This is a genomic window from Sphingomonas sp. GW821-FHT12D09, assembly GCF_058807215.1.
The window spans coordinates 650,156-662,984 of the sequence record NZ_JBXAQL010000003.1 but is presented as its reverse complement, the minus strand read 5'-3'; the positions used below and the strand labels follow the sequence as shown (position 1 = coordinate 662,984).

Sequence of the window (12,829 nt, the reverse complement as noted above, 5' to 3'; positions counted from 1 at the left end):
GGACGCCCTGACACAACAACCCTGAATCCAGCGACCTACACCAGTCTACGCAACTACCGCCAACTGTACGCCAGGCCCCGACTGGCACCAGAGAGCCTCTTTTCACCGCTCAGCATTCCTGCCCAATTCGCCCCGGGGAGCACCACTCGCAGGCACTAGATGCAAGGTGATACCGATGCAGACCGACACCCCAGACCGTATTCTCCGGATCAAGACCGTCCTCGAGCGCACCGGCCTCAGCCGCTCGACCATGTACCGCAAGATGCAGAACGGCACCTTCCCGAGAAACGTCCAGATCAGCACCCGCTGCGCCGGTTGGCGCGAGTCCGCAATTGCCGAATGGCTCAGGAACCCGATGTTCTATCAGGTCGGCGAGGGCTAGCCCCTTCAGGTCGGTGGCATCGCCATCCGGTTGTCCCGGAGCCCGTTGGCGATGCACGCTGCCTGAGGCACCACACCGTCAGTATCTGACGGAGAGTGGAATGGCGTTGATCGGAGGTTCAGGCGCATCCTGGTGGCCGAGCCAGCAGACGGAGGTGCGGGTCAGCCGGGACCAGTTGTACGAGCTCGCCTGGTCCGCGCCCATGCGACAATTGGCATCCGAGTTCGGGCTTTCGGATAGCGGGCTGGCCAAGGCACTTCGTCAGCACGGCATCCCGCTTCCACAGGCGGGCTATTGGAACAAGCTCCAGGCGGGCAAGCCGGTCCGGCGCACCCCGCTGCCGGCGCGCAAGCCGGGGCAGGACAGCCTCCTGCTCGTCCACAGCGCGCTTGCCGACCGTTTCCGCGCCGACCCGGGCGCACCGGAGAACCCCGAAGGGCCCTTTGCGACTCAGGCCGTCCCCGAGGATCTGGACGCGCTACGCCGCCAAGTCCTGAAGCAGATCGGAAAGGTCTCGGTCTCGCGGAAGCTCGATCGGCCGCACCGCGCCGTGCAGGTGCTGCTTCGACGCGACGAACGCCGACGCGAAAAGATTGCAACATCAAGCTATCCGAGGTGGGAACTTGCCCCGGCTTTCGACCAGCCAGACCAGGAGCGCAAACTGCGCATCGTCGACGCGCTGATGCACGCCCTGGCCCCGATGGGATATCCGTGCGCCCTGTGGGGCGAACACGAACCGAGCTTTCGCGCCACGATCGGAGACCATGACGTTCAGGTGCGGATCCAGCACCCCGGTGAAGCCGCGCTAGTCCATCGGCGCCAGGGTGACGCGCTGCCGAGCCCGCCCAAATCCCCGCTACGGATCGAGTTGCTTGGCGCACTGCCGGAAAGTTTTCCTCGCATGTGGGAGGACGGTTCGGTCAAATTGGAAACGCAGGTCGCGGAAATCGCGGCAACGATCGTCGCTGCCGGAGAGGCGCGTTACCGACTCAGCATCGCAGAACGTCTCGAGCACGCGGCGCGGATGGACGCTTGGCGCGAGGAGCGTCGGCGCGAGGCCCTGGCCAAGCGGAACAAGGAGCGCTTGGAGGCGCTACATCGCAGCGCGGAGATGTTGCGGCAGGCAGAAGATCTCCGCGCGCTGATCGCATCGGTTAGTACCGCAATAGAGAAAGGCCATCGAAGCCTGGACCCTGTGGCATTCGCCGACTGGAGGCGATGGGCCGCCGCAGAGGCCGACCGGCTGGACCCGGTAATTTCTGGACAGGTCGATGAGCACCTGATCCAGGAAATGCCGTCCGAACCTGGGCGGCACCTTAGCTAAAAGCAACCTGTCGGCTGATTATCAGAGCCGGTCGTTCAGTCGGCCCCATCGGCTCAGCCCATACATCTGATACAGTTCCTCAGGCGAGACCATGTGCAACCCGTTCAAATTTGGCGGGGCCTATAGCTACGGCGCGGGAAGATCGAACCCGCCTCGACATCGCTTGCAATGTTGGAACATTAAGTGAACATACATCGACTCCGATGAAAGGAGTACCGAGATGCTTATCCTCAGCGATGGCTTTCTGCTTGGCCTGGCATCGCTCGTCACAGCAGTGGCCGGCCTTGTCTGGGCAGCTCGTCGCAAGCCCTGAACGCACGAAGGATTGGGGAGCGGCGATTGTCGCGACATGTGAGACGCTCTGCCAGCTTGGAGGCGTGTGATGGCAGGCTCCGAACCGAAGCCCGTGTTTCGTTGTGCGATTTACACTCGCAAGAGCACCGAGGAGGGGCTCGACCGGGAAGTAAACTCGCTGGAATCACAACGGGACACGTGTTCGGCCTATATCCGCAGTCAGAAGCACAAAGGCTGGATCGAACTCCCGAAGCGCTATGACGATGGAGGCTGGTCGGGCGCGAACCTGGTCCGACCAGCCCTTCAAGATTTGCTGACCGACATCGAGGCCGGCCGCGTCGATGTCGTTGTGATTTACAAGATCGACCGGCTGTCGCGATCTCTTCTGGATTTCGTCCGGCTGATCGACACCCTTGAGCGTTTCAAGGTCTCTTTCGTCAGTATCACCCAAGCCTTCGATACGTCAGACAGCATGGGCCGCCTGGTGCTCAATGTCCTGCTGACCTTCGCCCAGTTCGAGCGCGAGCTGCTGTCAGATCGCCTGCGCGATCGGTTCGCCACCCTGAAGCGACGAGGGAAATGGACCGGCGGCAAGACCCCCTTCGGCTATGCCAAGGTCCACAAGAAGCTGATCGAGCATGAGGACGAGGCGGCGATCGTCCGCGACATCTACGCGCGCTATCCCGAGGCGGTTTCGGGCAACCAGCTTCTGCAGGAGTTGCGTGCTCAGGGCGTTCGCAACAAAACCTCGGTTGCGCGGGATGGCAGGATATTGGGCGGGCATCTCTTCGGGCCGGGCTTGCTCCATCGGATACTGACCAATCCGCTCTATCTCGGCTTCATTGAATATAAGGGCGAGTGGTATCCCGGAGAGCACCCAGCCTTAGTCACGCGCGCGGAGTGGGACCGGGTGCAGGCGAAACGCGCCCTACGGCACGAATGCCAGATCCCGCGCGGACATAGCGGCGCGCTGCTGAAGGGTTTGCTTTTCGACTCCCATGGCCGGCGAATGCATCCCGACGGTCAAATTCGCGAAGGCCGACGGTGGGACTATTACTCTACCGAGCTGTCCCGTGACGCGCGACGCCAGCACCTGAAGGTGATCCGCGTGAACGCGGGAGAGGTGGAAGCACTTGCTGTCACAGCCTTGCGCAGCCTTCTCACCAATCGACCGCGTCTCTCGGAGGCTCTCGCAGAACTTGGCATTCTGGACGCATCGATCGAGAGGGCCCTCAAGTCTGGACCGAAGATCTCCCGTTGGCTCGATGGAATGGAACGCGAGCGTCTGGCCGCAGTGCTGAAATGTGTTGTGCGGCGTGCGGAACTGGACCGGGAGAAGGTCCGGTTGCTCATCTCCTGCTTTGAACTTGATCGGTTGCTCGCCTGGGATGGCGTGGGATTGCTGCGGCCATCGGTTGAGATACCGGGGCGCGTCATGTCGCGCGTCTACGTCGTGGATGCACCGGCAGCATTGGTACGGGAGACGCGGCGACTGATCCTGCCCATTCCACCACGGACGGCAGACGCCATTGCTCCCGACCCTCGGCTGCTGAAGTTGCTGGAGGAGGCGACCGCTGCGCGCGAGGCGGTATACGCCAATCGAGACAAGACCGTTGCGGAGGTCGCGCGAAAGATGGGACGTGGCGCGTCCCACTTCTCACGGCTGATCCAGCTCAACTATCTGGCACCCGACATAGTCGCCGCCATTATGGACGGACTGCAGCCGCCCGGCTTCACGCGCCGAACTCTCTTGGAGGCGAGCATGCCCATGGAATGGGACCAGCAACGCCTGATGTTCGGCTTCCCGGCCTGGCCAAAGGAAGGGTTGAGCATGAGTCTCACGGGGCGCAACCACGCGCCGCGGAGTGGCGGAGGGCTTGCTCTTTAGGCTGTAGACCTCATTGTGCAGGCCAAAGCGGTCAGGGGAACACGCCCCGGTTATGAATTCGATTTGAATGGGGTTGCCGACTGCCTCCGACCAGCTCGAGACATTCAGCGGCGTTGATTTGAGTGTCGGCTATTGCTGAAGTCCGCCATTCGGGTCGCGCAAACCAGCCGGTCGGCTTTGCGCCCCAATTGCGGTCGTGCGGGCTGAAACGGATTGCACCTGGAAGCGGTCATTCGCGATTTTTGTGCCGAGCGTTCGCTATTGGGTGGAAAGCCGTCCGGAAGCCTCTAGTGCCTAAGCGACGGTGGAAAGAGAACATTGCGCGAGGCGCCAAAGCGGGATTTGATGCTCGTCCGATGAGCAAGCCGCCACAGATTGAGAGAGTCTCCTCCGATACCGGTCATCCATGGACGCCGGAACTCGAAGACCAACTGCGCGAGATGTGGGGCTCGGGCCTCACCGGGACACAGATCGGGGAGGAATTGGGGTTTTCCCGAAACCGGGTGATCGGAAAGGCCCATCGTCTTGGCCTGCCTGCGCGGCCATCGCCGGTTAAGCCAAACCAAGGGTCGGCAAGCGAGGGGGAGGCAAGTTTGCGAGCTGCGCTTGCAGCCGATCCCTTCGAGGCGCTCGTCGGCGCGTCTGCGCGGCTCGACCAGCTGACCGAGCGGCGGAAGGGCGCCCGGCCCCTGCTTGCACCCGGTGTAGTCGCTGTGCTCGAGGAGGCGGCACGACGGCTGAGCGGCGATCCCGTTTCTTTTCCCGAGCCGATCCTTATCGATGCCGAAGCGTATTTTCGGACCGCGCTAACGGTGCTCGGCAGCGCCTTCGACAGCGCGCTGCGCGACCGGCTGTCCGCTTGGGACGACCTCAGCTTGCCGCCGATGGATCTCGACACGGCCCAGGTCCAGCCGCGATCCGGCGTGGACGCACAAGTGGTGCTGAACTGGGACCTCATCGAGATCCTGGCAATGGCTTCGCGGTTGCAGCGCCGGACGCGCTCGCGCGCGGGCGCGGTTTCGGCGCAGTTCCTCTGGGGCGGTGCCCTTGCGACGCGTGACGGCCAGGCTGCGCTCCAGTCGCTGGGCCTCTTTACCGAAGGGTTCGAGCGGTTCCGCTCGGCTTTGCTGGAGACGCCTGTCGGCGCTACTTCCGCCGCGGACCGCAACGCATTCGCCGACTTCATCCGCGACCTCCCGGATCTGCGCACCGAGCGAAGGGTCCGCCCGGAATATATCGATGATCGTGCGCTTGCCGGACGCGATGCGCTCGGCTCAGGCGACGACGCCCGAGCGCTTGCCGGCCTTCTGACGCTGGAGTCCGCCGGGCCGCCCATGGCCGTAGGCGTGTTTGGTGCATGGGGCAGTGGCAAGAGCACGCTGCTGAAGCAAATCCAGCATCAGGTCGGGCTGGCGATCGCGCGTCAACGCCGGTCCGATAACGCAGTAAGCGCTACCGATGAGATCGATCCGGCGGACCGGAGAGTGCGCAACGTCATCCAGGTGTCGCTCAACGCCTGGACCTTTGCTGACAGCGCTAATCTCTGGGCGTCGATTACGTCAGAGATATTCGATCAGATCGCCTCTGGCGGCCTCGACCATGCCGAAGCGCAGCGCGGCGCGACGCTGGTGGCGGAAGTGACAAAGCGGACCGGCGAGGAAGCCGAGCACCTTCGCTCAACGCTCAAGACGCAGTCAGAATCGCAGGCTGCCGTGACCGACGCCGAAAAGCAGGTCGAAGCGGCGCGGAGCGCCCGAACAACCAGCCTCGCGCAAGCTGCCGGGCAAACGGTTCGGGCATTGCTCGGTGAGGAAGAGAAGGCCGACAAGGGCGAGACCAGCAAGGGCGAGAAAAGCGCAGTCGAGGCTCTGAAGGAGGCCGTGCTCGACGATAGCGGCAAGCCGAGCGAGACGACCGTACGGCGATATGCGGAAGCCTCGGGCGATATGACGCGTATCGCTCTGATCGGCTTCGACTATTTCTGGAACGCGGGCTGGCGGAAATGGGTCACGCTGGGAACGTTGGCCGCGATCGGCGTTGCCGTTTGGTGGGAATGGGGCCGCTTGCTGCCGCATGTGTCGCCCGCACTTGCATGGGTCGTCCGTTGTGCCTCGCTTCTTGCGTTCCTATTGCCGGTCGCGCCGTTCGTGCTTCCGGCGTGGCGGGTCGCCGGACTGTTCAACCGGGAGCTCGCGGCGCGGAGAAAAGAGGCGGATCAAGCGCTGAGCGCCGCCAGGGAGAGCCTGGCCAAGCATCAGGCTGCGCTCGAGACGGCCACCGCGGACCGTACAAGACGCGAAGCATATCTCGCCAAATATCGCGGTGTCGCGGAGGCGGGACTGGCTGGCGCGCCCACCCTCATGCTCGAATTTCTGCTGAAGGATTCGGCGGACGTTGCAGCGGTCCGCGCCCAGCTTGGATCTCTGGCAGCCGTGCGCCGAAGCTTCGAGCAATTGAGCGCCGTGGTTGCTGCCGGGCGACGCAACCAGACCGGCGAAAGTGTCGAGCGGATCATCGTCTATATCGACGATCTCGATCGTTGCACCGAGGCGCAGGTCGTCCAGGTCCTTCAGGCCGTGCATCTGCTCCTCGCCTATGACTGCTTCATCGCCGTCGTTGCAGTGGATGCGCATTGGCTGCAGCACGCGCTCGAGACGGTTTACGAGCAATTCAAAGGATCGGACGCCAGCGCCAAGGCCGCAGACTATCTCGAGAAGATCTTCCAAATCCCGTTCTGGGTGAGGGGCCTCCGGAACCCCGAGGCGGAAAGCGGTGAGCAATATCGCGCGTATCGCAGCTTCGTGATGGCGATGATCGGCTCGACTGCCGAGGCACAGCCAGAGTCGGCCGGACCGTCGGCGCCCGATCCGGACGTCGCTTCCGACCCCGCGATCCCGAAACGCGGGATCGAACGCATAGAGCCGTTCGCGCCGCGGGAGCGCGCCGAAACAACCGACCTTCTGGCGTTGACCGGTGACGAGCGGGAACTGCTGCTGTCCCTCGGGCCGATCGCCGCGAAATCACCGCGCGCGGTGAAGCGCTTCGTCAATCTGTACCGGCTGATTCGCGCGTCCATGGGACAGCGCGATATCGAGCGCTTCCTGTCCGCCGAACAGTCCGAGATCCCGTCTTTCGCAGCCGTCCAGCTCATGCTCGCGGTCGAGACCGGTTTTCCAAGCGCGTTGGTACCAATATGTCTCGACGGCATCGGCCAGACCCCGGACGAGCTGTGGAGACGGATCGTGGCCGGCTCCAGCCTCAACGTGGATCCATTGTCGCCGCCTTCGGCGCCAGCCTGGCTGACGGCATTGACCCAGCAGGGGCTGCAAGGCGCGTTCTTGGATGGGGTGCGGGAGGCGGTCCGGGTGCTGGGTCGCCCAATCGAACCGCATGAACTGCGTCTGGCCCGGCACATCGTGGCCCGATATTCCTTCCATCCCTAAATAATTTCGCGCGCTCGGGGGGACTCCGTCGCCGGTGTCATCCTGTGCTGTCCGCGCCAGCCGGTCCGGGAAAGGTGAGTTGTCAGCCAAACAAAAGTGGAACAACGTGCGGTAGCCCGTCCGTAAGCGAACCCATCCGAGCAAGCAGAAAGCTGTCCCCTCTTGACCTATAGTTTCGAGTCACTCTCGCCAACCGACTTCGAGGATCTGTCACGCGACCTGATCGGTCGCGAACTGGGCGTTCGTTTCGAAGCGTTCGGTCCCGGGCCGGATGGCGGGATCGATGGACGGCACACCGCGGCGTCGGCCAGCGTCTCCCAAGGTGCACCAAATCAGATCGCAGCCAGTGCACAAGGTAGCTGTCGGGCATTCCGGTCCCGGAAGCCGCCAGTCCGCTTTCGGCCCAACTCCAGTCGCAACGCGACGCCGCCCGGACACGCGCTGATCGTCAGCTTCTGAAAAAAGTCGCCGTTCGACACGTCGCGTGCGAATGTCGGGAATGTCCCAATCTCGGTCGTTCGATTGGCGCTCCGTGTCGGATGAGCGAATGGGTGGTATCAGGATCGCACGGCTGCGTTCGGCCCACCCCCACTGATCGAAGCCGTGCTGGCGTTTCCCCAAGCCGCGAGGAGTTCTCGCCGCAAAGCCAAGAATGACGTCCGCTTGTACGCGGCGATCACCTTGTCGGGAACCACGTGTGCAAGTGCCGCTTCGGCAACGGGGTCGGGAATCGCCGGCATCATTTCGGCTGCCCAATCCCGGAATGAACTGCGGAACCCGTGGGCAGTGAAGGGCACCTTGGCGCTCCTCAAAACCTTGGTAATCGTCATGTCGGAAAGCTGCCCGCCTCTCTGTGCCGGGAAAATCAGGTCTTGCGGCTTAGGTGAAATCTCATCGAGGCGCCGACGCAGTAGATCGATCGCGGGCTGGTTGAGCGTGACAGTATGCGCCAGCCGGTTTTTCATGAGGTCCGCCGGGCGGTTCCAATTTCCTTCATCAAGATCGATGTGGGACCATCGAGCAGATCGAACCTCGCCCGACCTCGCCGCGGTGAACAGCAGGAACATCAATGCATCTCGGCCGGTTGTTTGGGCTCGATCCATCAGATCCGCTACGAGGCTCGGAACTTCGGCATACGGCATGGCGGCGAAGTTATTGCCGCTAGCCTGCCGGGCGAGCCCCAAAGTAACGGCCTTCAAGGGCGCCTCGTTCGCCCTCCAGCCCTTGGATTGGGAATAGTTGAGGACGGTGCCCACCCGCTGGCGAACCTTGCGCGCCATAGACGGTATCCTGGTCCAGATCGGCGCCAGCATGTCGCGTATGACGGCAGCATCGATCGTGTCGACCCTACGATTCCCGATCGGCCCAAAAGCGTGTTCCTCCAGCGATGAAAGAAACGCTGCGGCATGCTTCGATGCCCAGCCTGATTTCAAATCGTCATGTGTAGCCTTCGCAGCTTCTTTGAACGTGGGAATAGGCCGGCGATCGCGATCCCGCTCGGCTATTGGATCTCGCCCATTCAATACATGCTTGCGAAGTTCTGCCGCTTTCTCGCGGGCCTCCGCTAGGTTGAGCGCGGCTATAGAGCCAAGGCCGATGTCCCTGCGCTTACCATCGCGTTGAACCCGTAGCAGCCATGACCTGCTTCCAGAGTTCTTCACGAGGAGGTATAGTCCGGCGCCATCCCCATGGCGGCCGGGCTTGGCATTTCTAACGCCGATGGCGGTCAAGCTGCCCATTTCTGTTCCCTCGTTCGTTCCCACACTGAGCGTTGGATGCGATGACGCACCGTGGGAAAACGTGAGGCGCAGCTTTGCAAATTATCTTTATTTCTTAAAGACTAAGAGCCGCCCTCGGCTTTCCTGAGACGAGGAGTATAGGGCTCACGGGGCATCCAATTTTCCAACAGAAGCAGCACCAGACCGGACGCATCAGCGCCCGGCGCGACTCTTCATCAACGGCTGGATGCGCGTGCCGAAATTCTCCACACCTTCGAGGAAGTCGTCGAAGGTCAGCAGCACGCCGCCGGTGCCCGGCACTTCGGCCATTTCGTCTAGCATGCGCGCCACGCTTTCATAGCTGCCGACCAGCGTGCCCATATTGATGTTCACTGCGCCTTCGGGAGCGGCGAGCTGGCGGACGTTGGTGGTGGCGTTGTGCTTGTCGGCCGCGCCCTGGTCCTTGAGCCAGGCGATCGCATCGAGATCGACGCCGTCATTGTAGGATTTCCACTTGGCCATCGCGGCCTCGTCGGTCTCGTCGGCGATGACCATCACGAGCACGAACACCTTCACGTCGCGGCCGGTCTTGGCAGTCGCCTCCGCCAGGCGTTCGTTGTTGGAGGCGAAGGCCTTGGGCGTGTTGACGCCCTTGCCGAGGCAGAATGCATAGTCGGCCCATTTCGCCGAGAAGGCGAGGCCCTCGTCCGACGAGCCGGCGCAGATGATCTTCATGTCGCCCTGCGGCGTGGGCCGGACGAGGCAATCGTCCATCTGGTAATATTCGCCCTTCAGGTCGCTGCGCCCGGTCTCCCACAGCTCGCGCAGGATCTGGGCGTATTCGTCGAGCATCTGGTAGCGGTTGCGGAAATGCTCGTCGCCGGGCCACAGGCCCATCTGGCTATATTCGGGGCGCTGCCAGCCGGTGATCAGGTTGAGCCCGAAACGGCCATGGCTGATCGAATCGATCGTGTTGCACATCCGCGCGGCGAAGGCCGGCGGGATCACCAGCGTGGGGCAAGTCGCGTAGATCTTGATCTTCTCCGTGACGGCGGCAAGGCCGGCCATCAGCGTGAAGCTCTCCAGGCCGTACTCCCAGAACTCGGTCTTGCCGCCGAAGCCGCGCAGCTTGATCATCGAGAGCAGGAAATCGAGGCCATGCTCCTCGGCCTTCAAGGCGATCGCCTTGTTCATGTCGAACGACGGCATGTACTGGGGCGCGTTCTCGCTGATCAGCCAGCCATTGTTGTTGATGGGAACGAAGACGCCGACTTCCATGTGATTAGCTCCCCAGAAATGCGAGCACGCGGGCTTCGAAGCCCGTCGGATCGGTGATGTTACAGGCGTGCCCTCCCCAAGGCATCCGGACAAGCTGCGCCCGCGGAATGGCTTGCGCAAGCCGCTCCGAGCAGCCGGGCGGGACGAGCGCATCGTCGTCGCTGGCAAGCAGCAGCACGGGGGTGGCGAGCGGTGTGGCTTCGAGGCGATCGATCAGGTCGAAGCTGAGCGCCTCGAGGATGCGCGCCTCGACCATCTCGGCGGGGAAGCCCGCGACATGGTGCTTCGCTTCTTCCTCCAGCCGGTCGTGATTCTCCGAGATCCACTGCGGCGGGAACAGGAAGATCGGCTGGGCATCGACATATTTCCCCGGACCATAGGCGCGCAGCAGCGCCAGCCGGGCGTCGAAGCAGCGCGCGGTATAGGGATCGAGCCGGCCCCAGCCATTGACCACCACCAGCCGGTCGACGCGATCGGGCGTGTCGAGCGCCAGGCTCAATCCGCCCATGCCGCCGATTGCGTGGCCGAGGATCGAGGCCTTCTCGACGCCGAGTTCGTCCATCAACAGGCGGATATCCTCGCCGATGCTTTCGAGGCGCGGAGTGACGGTACGGTCCGAGCGGCCGGTGCCGCGATGGTCGTAGAGGATCACGCGGAAACGCTCGGCGAGCGCGGGCAGGTTGGGCCGCCAGTAATTGCCCGATCCGCCCATGCCGGCCGACAGGATCAGCGGAGGACCGCTGCCATGGTCCTCATAATGGAGCCCCCCAGCTTCGGGCATCAGCCGATATGCGCCACCGAGGCGATCTCGACCAGGCAATCGGGCTTCACCAGATCGGCCTTGATGCAGTAGCGCGCCGGCTTGGCGCCGGGGAAATACTCGGCATAGATCTGGTTGAAGACGGGATAGTCGGCAAAGTCCTTGAGGAAGATGTGGTTCATCGCCACGTCCTCGAGGGTGGCGCCCGCCGCCTCGAGCGTCGTCTTGATCACTTCCAGGATATGACGCGTCTGGCCGGCGGCGTCGCCGACATGGAGGACGATACCGCCCTCGCCCAGCGCCAGCACGCCCGAGACGTACACCGTGTTGCCTGCCTTGGCGCCGGCCGAATAGGGGGCGATCGGTGTGGGGAACTGGGGCGGATTGATCGGCTCGAACGGCATCGCTTACTCCCTAGGAATCCTGGCTCTGGATCTGGCCGAAGCTGCCGCAGAAGTCGGTGGTGGTGGAGACCCAGCCGAAGAACTTCTCGACATTGTAGACGGTGGCTTCCTGCATCATCGGCGGACCGAGATGATGCGTCGCGTCCTCGAGCATCACCCCGAAATATTCGAGGTGGAAGCCATCGCGCAGCGTGCTTTCCACGCAGACATTGGTGGCGATGCCGACGAAGACGATGTTGCGGATGCCGCGCGACCGCAGCGTCGAATCGAGCTGCGAGTTGAAGAAGGCGCTGTAGCGGGTCTTGTGGAGGCGGATGTCGCCGGGCTTGGGGGCAAGCGCATCGACGAGTTCATAATCCCAGGTCCCGCGGGCGAGCAGCTTGCCGCTGAGCTCGGGTTTCGCGCGCATCGTCTTCAGCGCATTGGACTTGTGCCAGTTGGGCGAGCCGGGCCCGCCGGCCTCGACATAGTCCGCGTCCCAGCCATTCTGCAGATAGATCACCGGCATGCCGGCGGCGCGAGCGGTGTCGAGCACCGCAGCGATCTTGCCGATCGTGCCGGCCGAGCCCGAAATGTCGAACCCCGCCTGATCGACATAGCCGCCGGGCGAGGCATAGGCGTTCTGCATGTCGATCACGACGATCGCGGTCTCGTCCGCGAGCACGCGGATCGGCTCGGGCCGGGCGGGAAGCGTAACGACCCGCGGACCTTCGAGGTCGCGGCCGACGGTAGGTTCGCCTGTCATTTGCGCGAGTGTTCCCGAGAAGGCGCGCGCTGGCAAGCGGCTTAGCGGGCCTCCGCCAGCAAAGCTGCGGCCTTGGCCCCGGCCCAGTCCATCTCGCCCGAGGCGCGCCAGACTTCCTTGCCGGCCGAATCATAGAGGATCGTAGTGGGCAGATTGGCGCCCATGTTCAGGCTGAAGGCGGCGTCAGTGTCGGTCCAGGGCTTGAGGTTCTTGAACCCCGCCTTGGCGAAATAGGGATCGACTTCGGCGCGGCCCTTGAAGTCCTGGCTCAGGGTGATCACGGGCAGGGCATCGCCCTTCTGCCCCGCGAGCGCATCGAGCGTGGGCATCTCGGCGCGGCACGGGATGCACCAGGTCGCCCAGAGGTTGAGCAGCACCGGCTTGCCCTTGAAGGCGGCGAGGCTGGTCTTCTTGCCCGCCGGATCGGTGAAGGGCGTGTCGGGTGCCGCCTCGCCCTTGTGGCTGCGATCGAGCGTGCCCTTGTCGGCGGTGGCGGCCGCCGGCGCGGCGGCGTTCGCCACCGGCAAAGTTTCGTTTGCTTGGCTTCCGGGCTCGGAGCGCTTATCGCACCCCGCGATTGCCAGCGTGGCCAG

Annotated in this window: 10 protein-coding genes; 4 read left to right on the top strand and 6 right to left on the bottom strand. The window is 63.4% G+C overall.

Annotated features, from left to right (window positions below):
- Positions 1-175 precede the first annotated feature (175 nt).
- The 4 genes from AC1RPL_RS16945 (at position 176) to AC1RPL_RS16930 (ending at position 7,331) form a co-directional block, all read left to right on the top strand.
- Positions 176-382 (top strand): helix-turn-helix transcriptional regulator, encoded by a 207-nt coding sequence (locus AC1RPL_RS16945; RefSeq protein WP_493070862.1) that lies wholly within the window; start codon positions 176-178, stop codon positions 380-382.
- A gap of 100 nt (positions 383-482) precedes the next feature.
- Complete coding sequence (locus tag AC1RPL_RS16940) at positions 483-1,706, top strand: hypothetical protein (RefSeq protein WP_493070861.1); 1,224 nt, start codon at positions 483-485, stop codon at positions 1,704-1,706.
- Positions 1,707-2,088: 382 nt separating this feature from the next.
- Complete coding sequence (locus AC1RPL_RS16935) at positions 2,089-3,888, top strand: recombinase family protein (protein ID WP_493070859.1); 1,800 nt, start codon at positions 2,089-2,091, stop codon at positions 3,886-3,888.
- Positions 3,889-4,244: 356 nt separating this feature from the next.
- Complete coding sequence (locus AC1RPL_RS16930; RefSeq protein WP_493070857.1) at positions 4,245-7,331, top strand: P-loop NTPase fold protein; 3,087 nt, start codon at positions 4,245-4,247, stop codon at positions 7,329-7,331.
- Positions 7,332-7,888: 557 nt separating this feature from the next.
- On the opposite strand, the gene AC1RPL_RS16925 is transcribed toward AC1RPL_RS16930, so the two are convergent.
- The 6 genes from AC1RPL_RS16925 to AC1RPL_RS16900 form a co-directional block, all read right to left on the bottom strand.
- Positions 7,889-9,070 (bottom strand): tyrosine-type recombinase/integrase, encoded by a 1,182-nt coding sequence (locus AC1RPL_RS16925; protein ID WP_493070855.1) that lies wholly within the window; start codon positions 9,068-9,070, stop codon positions 7,889-7,891.
- A gap of 192 nt (positions 9,071-9,262) precedes the next feature.
- On the bottom strand, positions 9,263-10,327 hold the full coding sequence (rutA, locus tag AC1RPL_RS16920; RefSeq protein ID WP_493070853.1) for a pyrimidine utilization protein A: 1,065 nt from the start codon (positions 10,325-10,327) through the stop codon (positions 9,263-9,265).
- A gap of 4 nt (positions 10,328-10,331) precedes the next feature.
- Entirely contained in the window at positions 10,332-11,108 is a 777-nt protein-coding gene (gene rutD / locus AC1RPL_RS16915) for a pyrimidine utilization protein D (RefSeq protein WP_493070851.1), read from the bottom strand.
- Complete coding sequence (rutC, locus tag AC1RPL_RS16910) at positions 11,108-11,491, bottom strand: pyrimidine utilization protein C (protein ID WP_184162974.1); 384 nt, start codon at positions 11,489-11,491, stop codon at positions 11,108-11,110. Before rutC ends, rutD begins: the two co-directional genes overlap by 1 nt.
- Before the next feature lie 10 nt (positions 11,492-11,501).
- On the bottom strand, positions 11,502-12,236 hold the full coding sequence (rutB, locus tag AC1RPL_RS16905; protein ID WP_493070849.1) for a pyrimidine utilization protein B: 735 nt from the start codon (positions 12,234-12,236) through the stop codon (positions 11,502-11,504).
- A gap of 41 nt (positions 12,237-12,277) precedes the next feature.
- Positions 12,278-12,757, bottom strand: a complete 480-nt coding sequence (locus AC1RPL_RS16900; protein WP_493070847.1) for a TlpA family protein disulfide reductase — start codon at positions 12,755-12,757, stop codon at positions 12,278-12,280.
- Between the last annotated feature and the right edge of the window lie 72 nt (positions 12,758-12,829).

Bases quoted from the DNA above. Each gene is read 5' to 3' on its own strand.
- AC1RPL_RS16945 (WP_493070862.1), top strand. From the start codon at position 176: ATGCAGACCGACACCCCAGACCGTATTCTCCGGATCAAGACCGTCCTC.
- AC1RPL_RS16940 (WP_493070861.1), top strand. From the start codon at position 483: ATGGCGTTGATCGGAGGTTCAGGCGCATCCTGGTGGCCGAGCCAGCAG.
- AC1RPL_RS16935 (WP_493070859.1), top strand. From the start codon at position 2,089: ATGGCAGGCTCCGAACCGAAGCCCGTGTTTCGTTGTGCGATTTACACT.
- AC1RPL_RS16930 (WP_493070857.1), top strand. From the start codon at position 4,245: ATGAGCAAGCCGCCACAGATTGAGAGAGTCTCCTCCGATACCGGTCAT.
- AC1RPL_RS16925 (WP_493070855.1), bottom strand. From the start codon at position 9,070: ATGGGCAGCTTGACCGCCATCGGCGTTAGAAATGCCAAGCCCGGCCGC.
- rutA (WP_493070853.1), bottom strand. From the start codon at position 10,327: ATGGAAGTCGGCGTCTTCGTTCCCATCAACAACAATGGCTGGCTGATC.
- rutD (WP_493070851.1), bottom strand. From the start codon at position 11,108: ATGCCCGAAGCTGGGGGGCTCCATTATGAGGACCATGGCAGCGGTCCT.
- rutC (WP_184162974.1), bottom strand. From the start codon at position 11,491: ATGCCGTTCGAGCCGATCAATCCGCCCCAGTTCCCCACACCGATCGCC.
- rutB (WP_493070849.1), bottom strand. From the start codon at position 12,236: ATGACAGGCGAACCTACCGTCGGCCGCGACCTCGAAGGTCCGCGGGTC.